General features: G+C 63.4%; 17 protein-coding genes and 2 pseudogenes. 10 read left to right on the forward strand and 9 right to left on the reverse strand.

What is annotated here, in order from left to right; translation table 11 throughout:
- Nucleotides 1-235 precede the first annotated feature (235 nt).
- Nucleotides 236-1,630, forward strand: a complete 1,395-nt coding sequence (argH, locus tag FFS12_RS08450; RefSeq protein ID WP_137886443.1) for an argininosuccinate lyase — start codon at nt 236-238, stop codon at nt 1,628-1,630.
- A gap of 70 nt (nt 1,631-1,700) precedes the next feature.
- On the opposite strand, the gene FFS12_RS08455 is transcribed toward argH, so the two are convergent.
- The gene (locus FFS12_RS08455; protein WP_137886444.1) at nt 1,701-2,360 is read right to left on the reverse strand and encodes a glutathione S-transferase family protein; all 660 of its coding nucleotides are present in this window, start codon (nt 2,358-2,360) and stop codon (nt 1,701-1,703) included.
- A 294-nt stretch (nt 2,361-2,654) separates the two neighbouring features.
- Between FFS12_RS08455 and FFS12_RS08460 the strand changes: the two genes are divergently transcribed.
- From FFS12_RS08460 to FFS12_RS20140, 3 genes are all read left to right on the forward strand, one after another.
- Complete coding sequence (locus tag FFS12_RS08460; RefSeq protein WP_137886445.1) at nt 2,655-2,927, forward strand: hypothetical protein; 273 nt, start codon at nt 2,655-2,657, stop codon at nt 2,925-2,927.
- Between the two features lie 199 nt (nt 2,928-3,126).
- Complete coding sequence (locus FFS12_RS08465) at nt 3,127-3,372, forward strand: TIGR02647 family protein (RefSeq protein WP_137886446.1); 246 nt, start codon at nt 3,127-3,129, stop codon at nt 3,370-3,372.
- 235 nt (nt 3,373-3,607) lie between these two features.
- On the forward strand, nt 3,608-3,745 hold the full coding sequence (locus tag FFS12_RS20140) for a hypothetical protein (RefSeq protein WP_256657333.1): 138 nt from the start codon (nt 3,608-3,610) through the stop codon (nt 3,743-3,745).
- On the opposite strand, the gene rnk is transcribed toward FFS12_RS20140, so the two are convergent.
- From rnk to FFS12_RS20440, 4 genes and pseudogenes are all read right to left on the reverse strand, one after another.
- Nucleotides 3,684-4,091, reverse strand: a complete 408-nt coding sequence (gene rnk, locus FFS12_RS08475; RefSeq protein ID WP_137886447.1) for a nucleoside diphosphate kinase regulator — start codon at nt 4,089-4,091, stop codon at nt 3,684-3,686. The genes FFS12_RS20140 and rnk overlap by 62 nt on opposite strands.
- A 133-nt stretch (nt 4,092-4,224) precedes the next feature.
- The gene (locus FFS12_RS08480; RefSeq protein WP_137886545.1) at nt 4,225-4,446 is read right to left on the reverse strand and encodes a DUF1289 domain-containing protein; all 222 of its coding nucleotides are present in this window, start codon (nt 4,444-4,446) and stop codon (nt 4,225-4,227) included.
- A gap of 7 nt (nt 4,447-4,453) precedes the next feature.
- The gene (cyaY, locus tag FFS12_RS08485) at nt 4,454-4,786 is read right to left on the reverse strand and encodes an iron donor protein CyaY (protein WP_137819021.1); all 333 of its coding nucleotides are present in this window, start codon (nt 4,784-4,786) and stop codon (nt 4,454-4,456) included.
- Between the two features lie 97 nt (nt 4,787-4,883).
- Nucleotides 4,884-5,090 (reverse strand): annotated as a pseudogene (locus tag FFS12_RS20440) (AraC family transcriptional regulator); the annotation flags it as partial.
- Nucleotides 5,091-5,349: 259 nt separating this feature from the next.
- Here FFS12_RS20440 and FFS12_RS08495 point away from each other — a divergent pair.
- The 6 genes from FFS12_RS08495 to FFS12_RS08520 all read left to right on the forward strand — a co-directional run bounded on the left by FFS12_RS08495 (nt 5,350) and on the right by FFS12_RS08520 (nt 9,976).
- Complete coding sequence (locus tag FFS12_RS08495) at nt 5,350-5,475, forward strand: lipoprotein (protein WP_137819022.1); 126 nt, start codon at nt 5,350-5,352, stop codon at nt 5,473-5,475.
- A 9-nt stretch (nt 5,476-5,484) separates the two neighbouring features.
- Entirely contained in the window at nt 5,485-6,732 is a 1,248-nt protein-coding gene (gene lysA / locus FFS12_RS08500; protein ID WP_137886448.1) for a diaminopimelate decarboxylase, read from the forward strand.
- Nucleotides 6,733-6,737: 5 nt separating this feature from the next.
- On the forward strand, nt 6,738-7,568 hold the full coding sequence (gene dapF, locus FFS12_RS08505) for a diaminopimelate epimerase (protein ID WP_137886449.1): 831 nt from the start codon (nt 6,738-6,740) through the stop codon (nt 7,566-7,568).
- A 27-nt stretch (nt 7,569-7,595) separates the two neighbouring features.
- Nucleotides 7,596-8,297, forward strand: coding sequence for a DUF484 family protein (locus FFS12_RS08510; protein WP_137886450.1), 702 nt, complete (start codon nt 7,596-7,598; stop codon nt 8,295-8,297).
- A gap of 84 nt (nt 8,298-8,381) precedes the next feature.
- A complete protein-coding gene (gene xerC, locus FFS12_RS08515; RefSeq protein ID WP_137886451.1) occupies nt 8,382-9,278 on the forward strand; it encodes a tyrosine recombinase XerC in 897 nt (298 codons plus the stop codon).
- A complete protein-coding gene (locus FFS12_RS08520; protein WP_137886452.1) occupies nt 9,275-9,976 on the forward strand; it encodes an HAD family hydrolase in 702 nt (233 codons plus the stop codon). Before xerC ends, FFS12_RS08520 begins: the two co-directional genes overlap by 4 nt.
- A 241-nt stretch (nt 9,977-10,217) precedes the next feature.
- Here the strand turns inward: FFS12_RS08520 and sutA are convergent, their stop codons facing one another.
- From sutA to glnK, 4 genes and pseudogenes are all read right to left on the reverse strand, one after another.
- The gene (gene sutA, locus FFS12_RS08525; RefSeq protein WP_137886453.1) at nt 10,218-10,541 is read right to left on the reverse strand and encodes a transcriptional regulator SutA; all 324 of its coding nucleotides are present in this window, start codon (nt 10,539-10,541) and stop codon (nt 10,218-10,220) included.
- 77 nt (nt 10,542-10,618) lie between these two features.
- Nucleotides 10,619-10,915 (reverse strand): annotated as a pseudogene (locus FFS12_RS08530) (secondary thiamine-phosphate synthase enzyme YjbQ); the annotation flags it as partial.
- A 236-nt stretch (nt 10,916-11,151) separates the two neighbouring features.
- A complete protein-coding gene (locus FFS12_RS08535; RefSeq protein WP_137886455.1) occupies nt 11,152-12,471 on the reverse strand; it encodes an ammonium transporter in 1,320 nt (439 codons plus the stop codon).
- Nucleotides 12,472-12,504: 33 nt separating this feature from the next.
- Complete coding sequence (glnK, locus tag FFS12_RS08540) at nt 12,505-12,843, reverse strand: P-II family nitrogen regulator (RefSeq protein WP_003457590.1); 339 nt, start codon at nt 12,841-12,843, stop codon at nt 12,505-12,507.
- Nucleotides 12,844-13,084: the final 241 nt, after the last annotated feature.

The raw sequence follows: 13,084 nt of genomic DNA on the forward strand, positions 1-13,084 counted from the left end.
GCCGGCATGACGGCAAGCGAGCTCGCGCCGCTCGAGCTAAATAAAGCACTGAAAAGCCGGGCAGCACGAAAAACTGTGACCGGCGCAACAGTGCCCCGTCAGCCAGGCGCGGCGCAAGACGACAAAGCGCCGCGGCGAATTTGCCTTTTACCCTGTTATTATCGACACACTTTGTCCGCCATGCAGGCCGCCCCTCGCGGCCCGCCCGTTTTTGCGCATCAGCCGAGCGAATCCCATGAGCATTGAGAAGACCAACCAATCCTGGGGCGGCCGCTTCAGCGAGCCCGTCGACGCCTTCGTCGCCCGCTTCACCGCCTCCGTCAACTTCGACCAGCGCCTCTACCGCCACGACATCATGGGCTCCATCGCCCACGCCAGCATGCTGGCCAAGGTCGGCGTACTGACCATGGAAGAGCGCGATGCCATCGAGGCCGGCCTCCAACAGATCCAGGCCGAAATCGAGGCCGGCAGCTTCGACTGGCGCGTCGATCTGGAAGACGTGCACATGAATATCGAAGCGCGCCTGACCGACCGTATCGGCGTCACCGGCAAGAAACTGCACACCGGCCGCAGCCGCAATGACCAGGTCGCCACCGACATCCGCCTGTGGCTGCGTGACGAGATCGACCTGATCCTGGGTGAAATCACCCGCCTGCAGCAGGGGCTGCTGGAACAGGCCGAGCGCGAAGCGGCAACCATCATGCCCGGCTTCACCCACCTGCAAACCGCCCAGCCCGTCACCTTCGGCCATCACCTGCTGGCCTGGTTCGAGATGCTCTCGCGTGACTACGAGCGCCTGGTCGATTGCCGCAAACGCACCAACCGTATGCCGCTCGGTTCCGCCGCCTTGGCGGGCACCACCTACCCGATCCAGCGCGAGATCACCGCTGAACTTCTCGGTTTCGACGCCGTTGGCGGCAACTCCCTCGATGGCGTCTCGGATCGCGACTTCGCCATCGAGTTCTGCGCCGCCGCGAGCCTGGCGATGATGCACCTGTCGCGTTTCTCCGAAGAGCTGGTGCTCTGGACCAGCGCGCAGTTCCAATTCATCGACCTGCCGGATCGCTTCTGCACCGGCAGCTCGATCATGCCGCAAAAGAAAAACCCCGACGTGCCGGAGCTGGTGCGCGGCAAATCCGGTCGCGTGTTCGGCGCGCTGATGGGCCTGCTAACCCTGATGAAAGGCCAGCCGCTGGCCTACAACAAGGACAACCAGGAAGACAAGGAGCCGCTGTTCGACGCCGCCGATACCCTGCGCGACAGCCTGCGCGCCTTCGCCGACATGATCCCGGCGCTCAAACCCAAGCACGCCAGCATGCGCGAAGCGGCCCTGCGCGGCTTCTCCACCGCCACCGACCTGGCCGACTACCTGGTACGCAAAGGCCTGCCCTTCCGCGATTGCCACGAAATAGTCGGCCATGCGGTGAAGTACGGCGTGGAGTCCGGCAAAGACCTGGCCGAGATGAGCCTGGAAGAACTGCGCAAATTCAGCGACCAGATCGATCAGGATGTGTTTGCCGTGCTGACCCTGGAAGGCTCGGTGAATGCCCGCGACCATATCGGCGGCACCGCGCCGAACCAGGTAAGGGCGGCGGTGGTATGCGGTAAAGAGTTACTGGCCGGCCGTTAACCTGACACCCTACGCCCAGCTAATCCGTACGGTGCAATGAGCAACAGGCATTGCACCGTATAACCACCCCTTACTTGCCGCCGCGCGCCTTCGCCAAAAACCCCGCCATCTCGGCAGCCCTGTCCGCCGCCACCCGCTGCACATGCGGGCTCTGGTTGAGCAGAGCGAACAACGCTTCGGCTGCTGGAAAGTCGGCCAGCAGGTCGATTTCAAACATCTTCTTCGCCACCGTACAGGCCAGATCGAAGCTGTAGAGGAAGTAGATATCCGCCAGGCTAAAACGCTCGCCGGCCGCATAGGGACCGAACTTGCCGTGGCGCTTGAGGGTGGCGACCCCCGCCAGCAGATCGCCTTTGGCCTTGGCCTTGATCGCCTCATCGACCCGTCCACCGAAGAACACTTCGAGGTAGCAGGCGCGCGCCGGCAGCTCGATATACAGCTCGATCTCGCGCATCAATGAGCGCACATAGGCGCGCGCGTCAGGCTCGGCCGGCAGCAGGGATTGGCCAGCCTGGCGGTCTTCCAGGTAATCGAGGATCACGCTGGTTTCGTTGATAAAGCCCTGCTCAGTCTGCAACACCGGCACCTTGCCGCGCGGGCTGATGGCGAGGAACTCGTCGCTCTGGCCGCCATGGACGTGGACCACTTCGAAGGGCACGCCCTTCTCCAGCAGCGCCAGTTTGACCATGTTGAAGTAGTTGCTGACCGCGAAGCCGTAGAGCTTGAGCATGGGAACCTCCGATCCGTGTGGGGTGGGCGTGCGTTCTTAGAAGCTGTTCACGATCCAAGCGAGCGAAGGTCAGGCAAGGCAAAAACAGGCGAAGAAGCGCAGTTTACGAACTGTAAATGAGCATTCTGAGCCTGTTTTTAACGCAGCATCACCGATGCGCAGCGGATCGTGAACAGCTTCTTATAAACCGACGTCGTGCTGGCGCCCAGCAGCATCAGAGCCGTGAATGCTCGCGCCACAGCATCCAGCTGCCGCTCGTGGCAAACTGCCGGTTCATTCCGCAGGAGTCCGCCCATGAGCGAGCACGATGAGAGCGAAGAAGCCTTCGCCGAAGCTACCCTGACCCAGGCCATCGAGAACCAGATCGAGACCGATAACCCGCCGGCGGCCAAAGCCATCTTCAATAAACTGACCCTGGTCGGCTACCCGCGCGAAGAGATCCTGCAATTGATGGCGCTGGTGCTGGCCCACGAAATCGACGCCATGCTGGACGAGGATCGCCCCTTCGACAGCGCCTGGTATGAGCAAGCCTTGCGTGCGCTACCGGGACTGCCGGAAGAGTCCTGAGAGTCTGGCCCAACAGCCTACGGTCTTATTCAGCGTAACGGCCGCTATCGGCATCTTGCAACCTGGCGGCAGTCGCAAAATCCAACACAACGAGCGACTCCTCGCTACACTGGCAAAACCCCCTGCCCGATGCTGACGGGGCTACTCCAGCCGGACATCGCGGATGGCCGGCGTACTACTACAAGAGCCTGGAGCGAACATGTCCTTTACCCCTGAGCTGATTGCCGAACTGGAAATTCTTGCGCTGTTCAACCTGGCCAACACCCTGGAGGGTCTCAAGGTTCATCAGAATGCCTCACCCGAGGCGGCTGCCGCCGCGCAACGACTGCACGATAAAGGTCTGATCACCCAGCGGGACGGCGGTTACCTGACCAGCCTCGGCCTGGATGCCGCAGAGCATGCGCAAGGCCTGTTGACCATTCTGGCGGTCGAAGAACCCGCCTAAACGCCACCCATCTCCCGTCGTCGCAGCCCTCAAGCTGCCGGCGACGCGGGCGCTAGTAGACCCTGCCAGCGGTATTCGTGGGCCAATAGCCTTAATGAGTTGGCGATGACGCGCACCCAGGAACTGCTGGAGTTGCGCAAGAACTGCGACCCGCTCGAAGCCTGAGCCACGGTGCCGAGGCGCACTCTTCCTGATCGACCCGGCACGCTTCAGCGGCGGCGACCGTGAGGCGCGGCTGACCTCCGACGACGGCGACACCACCCAGCACTATCTGCTGCCCGACGAGCTTTACCGCACCGACTCCGGCTGCCTCAACGGCTGTATTCACCGGCGGCTTGCGGCTGATACTCGACCGCCAGCAGGGTCAGTTTGATCAGCTTGCCCGCGGGCGTCGGCCAATCGATATGCTGGCCAACCGTCAGGCCGAGCAGCGCGCTACCGACGGGCGCGAGGATCGACACCGTACCGTCGCTGCCGGAGTCCTGCGGGTAGACCAGGGTCAGGTGGTATTCCCTGCCGTTGCCTTCGTCGCGGCAAAACACCCGCGAATTCATCGTCACCACACCCGCCGGCACTTCGTCGTGACCGACCACCTGGGCGCGCGCCAGTTCCTGTTCCAGGGCCTCGGCGCCGGGGCCGAAATCTTCCAAGCTCTCGAGCAAACGCTCCAGGCGCTGCAAGTCCAGACGGGTGATAGTGATCGACGGTGTGCTCATGATGGCGGCGACTCTCCTGACGACGGACGCAGAAAAAGCAAAACCCCGACCGAAGACGGGGTTTTGACGAACCTCGGCTGGGCGAGGTGTAGGCCGACCGTATCACAGCCGAACAAATAAACAAGACTGGTTGTGGTCAGCCCCCACTCAGCGGCGACGGACGCACACGGGTCTGTGCGACCCGGCAGATTTCCCGCCGGCGGCCGTTGTCGGCCGCCCTCCATTCGCGGATTTCCGCGAGCAGGCGACCGCAGCCGATGCAGATGTCCTGCTCGTCCAGGCAACACTTGCGGCGGCAGGGCGAGGCCACCGCCTCATCCGCCGCTGGCGCCGTAACGCTCACCGCTGCCGCTGTCATGGCGGAATCAGAGCTCTTCAAACTCAAGCGCCTCGCCCGCCTGTTCCAGAGCAATACGCGCCAACATCTCACCCAGCAGCTCATCGCTGCTATCGCAGATCCAGCGGTCGCTGGCCTGATCGTAATCGAAGTGGAAACCGCCCGAACGCGCCGCCACCCAGAGCTGACGAATCGGCGCCTGACGACTGAGGATCAGCTGGGTACCGTTCTCAAAGCGCACGGTAAGAATGCCCGCCGAGTTCTCCAGGTCGAGATCCAGGCCGCTGTCATCGAAAATGTCTTCCACGGCCTGCTGGGTGGCATCCACCAGATCGTGGAAGCGGGCTTCGGTCAAACTCATTACGCGTTACCTCGGGAAAAGGGTTGGCAGCACCCGCTCCCGGCGGGCTTGCTGCATCGGCCACGGCATGTGGGTCACAGGTGACGAGGGTATTCTGTCCGGTCCATCGGCGGAACGCGCAGCCCAGCGAGCCGGGCTCGCTGAAATCGGGCAAAGAGGCGATATCCGCCAGCTCCAACGTCGGGCCCCGCAGATAGTGCAACACCAACTGCCGGCACGTTTCATCGACGAGTGGGCTGAATGATAACCCGGCCTCGCGCAGACGGCGCTGCAAGGTGCGCGGAACCAGCGCTAAAACCTGGGCGCGGCGACTCATCGGCCAGGGTCGCCGGGGGCCAGCGGCGCGCCGGGCTCGATACCCTGCCGGCCCAGGTAATCCAGCAGGCCCTGCAGATAGGCGAGCGAAACCGAGCTGGCGAGTGGCGCGGGATTCTCCAGCGAGGCGCCTTTTTAGTCCGCAATTCTAGCCACAAGCCCCGCCGGACGGGAATCTTGGCGCATAGGCAAGGCGTCGGGGGGCCGGTATACTCCGGCGCAATCACTGCTTTTACAAGGAATCCGCCATGAAGCGGCTACTTACTGCCCTTATTGCGCTTGTCGCCGTCTCTTCGCTGCTCACCGGGTGTGGCCAGAAAGGCCCGCTGTACCTGCCAGACGAAGATCAACCCGCTGCTGAACACACCCACTAAGGAGGCGGTATGCACGCCTTCAATTACCGCGCAGGTCAGCTGTTCGCGGAGGGTGTGGCGCTGTCCGCCATCGCCGAGCGCTTTGGCACGCCGACCTATGTCTACTCACGGGCGCATATCGCCGCGCAGTACCACGCCTATGCCGATGCCTTGAACGGCGTCCCGCACCTGGTCTGCTACGCGGTAAAAGCCAACTCCAACCTCGCGGTACTGAATGTCCTGGCGCGTCTCGGCGCGGGTTTCGACATCGTCTCCCGCGGTGAGCTGGAACGCGTCCTGGCCGCCGGTGGCGAGCCGAGCAAGATCGTCTTCTCCGGCGTCGGCAAGACCCGCGACGACATGCGCCGCGCCCTGCAGGTCGGTGTGCACTGCTTCAACGTCGAATCCACCGACGAGCTGGAGCGCCTGCAACTGGTCGCCGCCGAACTGGGCGTGCAGGCCCCGGTGTCGCTGCGGGTCAACCCGGATGTCGACGCCGGCACCCACCCGTACATTTCCACCGGCCTGAAAGAAAACAAATTCGGCATCGCCATCGCCGATGCCGAGGCCGTGTACGCCCGCGCGAACGAACTGGCGAATCTGCAGGTGATCGGCGTCGACTGCCATATCGGCTCGCAACTGACCAGTCTGCCGCCGTTCCTCGATGCCCTGGATCGCCTGCTGGCGCTGATCGACCGCCTGGCCGAGCGCGGCATCCGCATTCGCCATCTGGATCTCGGCGGCGGAGTCGGTGTGCGCTACAAGGACGAAAAGCCGCCCCTGGTCAGCGACTACATCCAGGCCGTGCGCGCGCGTACCGCCGGGCGCGATCTGGCCCTGGTGTTCGAGCCGGGCCGGTATATCGTGGCCAACGCCGGGGTGCTGTTGACCCAGGTCGAATACCTCAAACACACCGAACACAAAGACTTCGCCATCGTCGATGCGGCGATGAACGACTTGATCCGCCCGGCGCTGTATCAGGCCTGGATGGACGTGGTCGCCGTGCAGCCGCGCGACGGCCAGAGTCGCCTGTACGACATAGTCGGGCCGATCTGCGAGACCGGCGACTTCCTCGCCAAAGGCCGCGAACTGACGCTGGCCGAAGGCGATCTGCTGGCCGTCTGTTCGGCCGGTGCCTACGGCTTTGTCATGGGCTCCAACTACAATACCCGCGGCCGCTGCGCCGAGGTGCTGGTGGATGGCGAGCAGGCTTTCGAAGTGCGGCGCCGCGAGACCGTGCAAGAACTCTACGCCGGCGAAAGCCTGCTGCCGGAGTGACGGTCATGTTGCTGCGTTTCACCAAGATGCATGGCCTGGGCAACGACTTCATGGTCCTCGACCTGGTCAGCCAGCACGCGCACATCCTGCCCAAGCACGCCAAACAATGGGGCGACCGCCATACCGGGGTCGGCTTCGATCAGTTGCTGCTGGTCGAGCCACCGACCAACCCGGAGGTGGATTTCCGTTACCGCATCTTCAACGCCGACGGCTCGGAAGTGGAGCAATGCGGTAACGGTGCCCGCTGCTTCGCCCGTTTCGTGTTGGACAAGCGCCTGACCATGAAGCGGGAAATCCGCGTCGAAACCTCGGCCGGGGTCATCGAACTGAATGTCCGCACGGACGGGCAGATCAGCGTCAACATGGGCGCCCCGCGCCTGGCGCCGGCGCAGATTCCGTTCCAGGCCGACAGCCAAGCCTTGAGCTACCAGGTCGAAGTCGACGGCCAAAGCGTCGAGCTGGCCGCCGTGTCCATGGGCAACCCGCATGCGGTGTTGCGGGTGGAGGATGTCGGCAGCGCGCCGGTGCATAGCCTGGGGCCGAAACTGGAACAGCATTCGCGCTTTCCGCAGCGGGTCAATGTCGGCTTCCTCGAGGTCCTCGACCGCCAGCAGGCCAAATTGCGCGTCTGGGAGCGCGGCACCGGCGAGACGCAAGCCTGTGGCACCGGTGCCTGCGCCGCGGCAGTCGCGGCCATCAGCCAGGGCTGGATGGACTCGCCGCTGCAGATCGAGCTGCCCGGCGGGCGCCTCTCCCTCGAGTGGGCAGGGCCTGGGCAGCCGGTTATGATGACCGGACCCGCCGTCCGGGTTTACGAAGGACAGGTTCGTCTATGACCGAGCATCTATGAGCGAGCAGCGCCCATGACCGACCAGCGCCAGGACCCGCCGCAGCCCCTCAACTCCGAGGCGGTCGCCGCCTATCTACGGGCCCATCCGGAGTTCTTCGTCGATCACGACGAGCTGCTTCCCGAGCTGCGCATCCCGCATCAACGCGGTGAAGCGGTGTCGCTGGTCGAGCGCCAGGTCAAACTGCTGCGCGAGCGCAACATCGAGATGCGCCATCGCCTGTCACAACTGATGGACGTGGCGCGCGACAACGACCGACTGTTCGACAAGACCCGCCGGCTGGTGCTCGATTTGCTCGACGCGGTAAGCCTGGAAGAAGTGGTCGGCGCGGTGGAAGACAGCCTGCGTCATGAGTTCCAGGTGCCTTTCGTCAGCCTGATTCTGTTCAATGAAACGCCGCTGCCGGTCGGGCGCTGGGTCAGCAGTGCCGAGGCCCATCAAGCCATCGGCGGGCTGTTGGCCGGCGGCAAGACCATCTGTGGCGTGCTGCGCAGCCATGAACTGGCCTTCCTGTTCGGCGAGGAAGAGCGCGAGAACGTCGGCTCCGCCGCCGTGGTCGCCCTGGCTTATCAAGGCCTGCATGGCGTCCTGGCGATTGGCAGCCCCGATCCGCAGCACTACAAAAGCTCCCTCGGCACACTGTTTCTCGGCTACATCGCCGAAGTCCTCGCCCGCGTCTTGCCGCGCTTCGCCACGCCGCTGCGCTCGGTACGCTGAAAGCAGCCTGAGGTTGTAGGGTGGGTTAGCCCGCAGGGCGTAACCCACCAACCGGTGCACCGCACCGCCAGCGCCGGAGTCTTCATGCAAGCCTGTCTCGACGCCTACCTGGAACACCTGCGCAGCGAGCGGCAGATGTCGCCGCATACCCTCGCGGCCTATCGACGTGATTTGCTCAAGTTGCTCGAGCTCTGCGACCAGCAGGCCATCACCGAATGGGCCAAGCTCGATGTGCGCAGCCTGCGCAGCTTCATCGCCCGCCTGCATCAGCAAGGCCTGTCCGGCCGCAGCCTGGCGCGGCTACTCTCGGCAACCCGAGGCCTCTACCAGTTTCTGATCGGCCAGGGTGTTTGCCAGCATGATCCCGCCAACGGCGTGTCCCCCCCTAAACGCGAGCGCCGTTTGCCGCGCACGCTGGATGCCGACCGCGCCCTGCAATTGCTCGACGGCGCGGTGGAGGACGACTTTATCGCCCGTCGCGACCAGGCCATGCTCGAACTGTTTTATTCCTCCGGCTTGCGCCTGTCCGAGCTGACCGGCTTGGATCTGCAGCAACTCGATCTCGCCGCTGGCCTGGTGCAGGTGCTCGGTAAAAGCGGCAAGGTCCGCGTGCTGCCGGTCGGCCGCATGGCCCGCCAGGCCCTGGAAAGCTGGCTGCCGCTGCGCGCCCTGGCCAAGCCCGTGGATGCTGCGGTCTTCATCAGCCAGCAGGGCCGCCGTCTGGGCCCGCGGGCGATTCAGCTGCGGGTGCGCCAAGCCGGGGTCCGCGAACTGGGCCAGCATCTGCATCCACACATGCTGCGGCACTCATTCGCCAGCCATATGCTTGAGTCCTCGCAGGATCTGCGTGCGGTGCAGGAGCTGCTTGGGCATGCCGATATCGCCACCACGCAGATTTACACCCATCTGGACTTCCAGCACTTGGCCGCGGTCTATGATGGCGCACACCCACGGGCCAAACGGAAAAGTACCGACCCATGAGCATTCAACTGCTGACCTTCGACCTCGACGACACCCTCTGGGACAACCGCCCGGTGATTGAAGGCGCGGAAGCCGCGATGCGTGACTGGCTGATACTGCACGCACCGCAGCTGGGCGCATTGCCGGTCGAGCACCTGTGGGCCATCCGCAGCAAGCTGCTGGCAGGCGAGCCGACGCTGAAGCACCGCCTGAGCGAGCTGCGCCGACGCACGCTGTTCCACGCTCTGGAAGGTGTCGGCTACCCTCATCAGGAGGCCTTGACGCTGGCCGAGGGCGCCTTCCAGGCGATGCTCCATGCCCGCCATCGCATCACCTTGTTTGCCGAAACCGTGCCGACCCTGGAGCTCCTCGCCGGCCGCTTCATCCTCGGCGTAATCACCAACGGCAACGCCGACGTGCGTCGCCTGGGCCTGGCCGACTACTTCCAGTTCGCGCTGTGCGCCGAAGAGTTGGGGGTCGGTAAACCCGATCCACGCCCGTTTCTTACCGCCTTGCAGCGCGCCGGCGTCGTCGCCAGCGCCGCTGTGCATATCGGCGATCATCCCGGTGACGACATTCAAGGCGCCCGTGAGGCCGGGATGCGAGCGATCTGGTTCAACCCTGAGCGCAAGGACTGGAGTGCCGCAGAGCGCCCTGATGCCGAGATTCATAGCCTGGCCGAACTACCGGCCGTGTTACATGGATGGACCAAGACGTAGGCTGGGTAGAGGCGCTTTGCGCCGAAACCCAGCTCTGGTCACCACCGGGTTTCATGAGGTGCATCCATGCACCTCGCCCTGCGGGCAGCTAAAGCTGTGCAAAACGGCTTCCCTGCCGTTTTGTCGTTTCGCTTTACCCAGCCTACAAAGCTTGCGATGCCCGGGCCTGCGCGTCCCCCCCCCCCCAAAAAAAAAGCCCACCAAACGGCGGGCTTTTTCGTCAGCATCCGGGCACTTGCACTTAAATAGGCCGGCTGCCGTACTTGCTGTCCGGCTTCTTCGGCGGGTCGGCTACCACGTTCGGCTCGACTTCCTGCACCTTGCCGCCACGCGAGAGAAACTCCTGCATGGCACGCTCTAGAGCATCACGCTCCTTCTGCTTAGCCTCGATACTCGGCAGCTCTTCGATGTCGACCGCCGCCTTGGCTTTCTTGCCCGACTTGACCAGCCGCTCACCGTCGCTATCGCCGTCATCATCAGCGCCGTCATCCGCGGCAGCCAACTCCTCACCTTCATCCTCGGCGCCACCTTCCAGCTCGTCTTGTTCCAGATCTTCGTCGCTCATGTTTAACCTCATGACTTGCGAAAAGCAGGTTAGTTATAGCCCAGCTACGCCCGCTTTCGAACGTTGCCGGGAAAAATTCAAAGAGCCTCACCCTGCAAGGTGGCGAGCACTCGACGCGAACCCGTGTGATCGCGATGCTCGCCAAGGTAAATTCCTTGCCAACAGCCCAGCGCCAAGCGCCCATTCGCCATCGCCATCGGCAGACTCAGCTGACAGCCGAGCAAACTGGCCTTGAAGCGCGCCGGCAGGTCATCCTGGCCTTCATCATCGTACTCATAACCACTCGCACCTTGCGGCACCAGACAGTTGAAGAACCGTTCGAAGTCGCGGCGCACCGCCGAGGCGGCATTCTCGTTGCGGCTCAACGAGGCCGAGCCGCGCGGCCGTGATGCAAGCTGATCGGGCTCTGCTGCCACCTACGGATCTGCGCAGTTTCGGCGCGCATTCTAGCGCGCTGCGAGAAAAAGCAAAGAGTGCTTGTTAGAGGCTTTTGTCTTATTGCTGTAGTCCGTTATGCGGCAACCGCGGCTAGACGCGAAGGCTGTCCCCGGGCTGGCCGCAAAAAGCAAAATGCCCGGCAATGCCGGGCATTTTTTGCAGCGCCGAACGCTTACAGGTTATAGCCGCGCTCGTTGTGCTGAGCCAGGTCGAGACCGACGGTCTCTTCCTCTTCGCTGATGCGCAGGCCGATCACCAGGTCGATCACCTTGAGGATCACGAAGGTGACGATAGCGGTGTAGACCACGGTGAAGCCAACACCTTTGAACTGGATCCAGACTTGTGCGGCGATGTCTTCTACAGTGCCGAAGCCACCCAGTGCCGGCGCCGCGAACACGCCGGTCAGCAGCGCGCCGACGATGCCGCCGATACCGTGCACGCCGAAGGCATCCAGGGAGTCGTCATAGCCGAGCTTGCGCTTCAGACTGGTGGCGCAGAAGAAGCAGATCACCCCAGCCGCCAGACCGATTACCAAGGCGCCCATCGGGCCCACGGTGCCGGCCGCCGGAGTGATGGCCACCAGACCGGCCACCACACCCGAGGCGATGCCCAGAGCGCTCGGCTTATCGTGAGTGATCCATTCGGCGAACATCCAGCCCAGGGCAGCCGCCGCGGTGGCGATCTGCGTCACCAGCATGGCCATGCCGGCGGTGCCGTTGGCGGCAACGGCGGAACCGGCATTGAAGCCGAACCAGCCGATCCACAGCATGGCCGCGCCCATCAGGGTGTAGCCGAGGTTGTGCGGCGCCATCGCCGTGGTCGGGTAGCCCTTGCGCTTGCCCAGCACCAGGCACGCCACCAGACCGGCGATACCGGCGTTGATATGCACCACGGTGCCACCGGCGAAGTCCAACACGCCCCAGTCCCACAGCAGGCCGCCGTTGCCGCTCCAGACCATGTGGGCGATCGGCGCGTAGACCAGGGTGAACCAGATAGCCATGAAGATCAGCATGGCGGAGAACTTCATGCGCTCGGCGAAAGCCCCGACGATCAACGCCGGCGTGATGATGGCGAAGGTCATCTGGAAGACGATGAACACGCTTTCCGGGATGGCATAACTCAGGCTCGCTGGCGTGACGCCGGCGAGGAAGGCCTTGGACAGGCCGCCGACGAAGGAGTTGAAGTTAACCACCCCCTGCTCCATACCGGCGGTGTCGAACGCGATGCTGTAGCCGTAGATGACCCACAGAATGCTGATCAGGCCGGTGATGGCGAAACACTGCATCATCACCGAGAGGATGTTCTTCGAACGGACCATGCCGCCGTAGAACAGGGCCAGGCCGGGGATGGTCATAAACAGTACGAGTGCGCTGGCGACGAGCATCCACGCGGTATCACCGCTATTCAACACAACCTCGTCAGCGGCCATGGCCAGACCGGGGGTAACGAGGGACAACAGGGCTCCTAGCCCTGCGAGCTTACGCAGAGTCATATTGTTTTCTCCTGGGGCGTTGGGTTCGGCGGCTTAGATTGCGTCGGTGCCGGTTTCGCCGGTACGGATGCGGATGGCCTGTTCCAGATTGACCACGAAGATCTTGCCGTCACCGATCTTGCCGGTGTTGGCGGCCTTGGTGATGGCCTCGATCACGCGATCCAGTTGGTCGTCGGCGATGGCCACGTCGATCTTCACCTTGGGCAGGAAGTCGACCACGTATTCGGCGCCGCGATACAGCTCGGTGTGGCCCTTCTGCCGCCCGAAGCCTTTGACTTCGGTGACGGTGATGCCCTGCACGCCGATCTCCGACAGCGACTCGCGCACATCGTCCAGCTTGAACGGTTTGATGATGGCAGTGACTAACTTCATGAAACTCTCTCCCGTATTGGTGGACTTGCCCCAGGAAAAACGAACCCGGCTCAAGTCTAAGCGCAGTGTCTGGCTTTGTAACGCATCGGGCACCCTCGCTGTGGCCACTCCGACAACAACCAATCGCTCTTGGCGAAACAACTCCCCGCTTCGCCTTACGCACCGAACTGCATCGGTGCATGCGTCATAGGCCACCAAGCAGAAAGCTTGCCAGCTCTGTGAAAAGCTTGGTTTTCAGGCA

Origin of the sequence: Pseudomonas sp. 2FE, assembly GCF_005503735.1 — a bacterium.
GTDB lineage: Bacteria > Pseudomonadota > Gammaproteobacteria > Pseudomonadales > Pseudomonadaceae > Aquipseudomonas.

Excerpts from the sequence above, each read along its gene's own strand:
- sutA (WP_137886453.1), bottom strand. The coding sequence starts at position 10,541 with ATGAGCGACGAAGATCTGGAACAAGACGAGCTGGAAGGTGGCGCCGAG.
- FFS12_RS08510 (WP_137886450.1), top strand. The coding sequence starts at position 7,596 with ATGACCGACCAGCGCCAGGACCCGCCGCAGCCCCTCAACTCCGAGGCG.
- argH (WP_137886443.1), top strand. The coding sequence starts at position 236 with ATGAGCATTGAGAAGACCAACCAATCCTGGGGCGGCCGCTTCAGCGAG.
- FFS12_RS08520 (WP_137886452.1), top strand. The coding sequence starts at position 9,275 with ATGAGCATTCAACTGCTGACCTTCGACCTCGACGACACCCTCTGGGAC.
- FFS12_RS08495 (WP_137819022.1), top strand. The coding sequence starts at position 5,350 with ATGAAGCGGCTACTTACTGCCCTTATTGCGCTTGTCGCCGTCTCTTCG.
- FFS12_RS08465 (WP_137886446.1), top strand. The coding sequence starts at position 3,127 with ATGTCCTTTACCCCTGAGCTGATTGCCGAACTGGAAATTCTTGCGCTG.
- FFS12_RS08480 (WP_137886545.1), bottom strand. The coding sequence starts at position 4,446 with ATGACAGCGGCAGCGGTGAGCGTTACGGCGCCAGCGGCGGATGAGGCG.
- dapF (WP_137886449.1), top strand. The coding sequence starts at position 6,738 with ATGTTGCTGCGTTTCACCAAGATGCATGGCCTGGGCAACGACTTCATG.
- cyaY (WP_137819021.1), bottom strand. The coding sequence starts at position 4,786 with ATGAGTTTGACCGAAGCCCGCTTCCACGATCTGGTGGATGCCACCCAG.
- FFS12_RS08455 (WP_137886444.1), bottom strand. The coding sequence starts at position 2,360 with ATGCTCAAGCTCTACGGCTTCGCGGTCAGCAACTACTTCAACATGGTC.
- xerC (WP_137886451.1), top strand. The coding sequence starts at position 8,382 with ATGCAAGCCTGTCTCGACGCCTACCTGGAACACCTGCGCAGCGAGCGG.
- FFS12_RS08460 (WP_137886445.1), top strand. The coding sequence starts at position 2,655 with ATGAGCGAGCACGATGAGAGCGAAGAAGCCTTCGCCGAAGCTACCCTG.
- glnK (WP_003457590.1), bottom strand. The coding sequence starts at position 12,843 with ATGAAGTTAGTCACTGCCATCATCAAACCGTTCAAGCTGGACGATGTG.
- lysA (WP_137886448.1), top strand. The coding sequence starts at position 5,485 with ATGCACGCCTTCAATTACCGCGCAGGTCAGCTGTTCGCGGAGGGTGTG.
- FFS12_RS08535 (WP_137886455.1), bottom strand. The coding sequence starts at position 12,471 with ATGACTCTGCGTAAGCTCGCAGGGCTAGGAGCCCTGTTGTCCCTCGTT.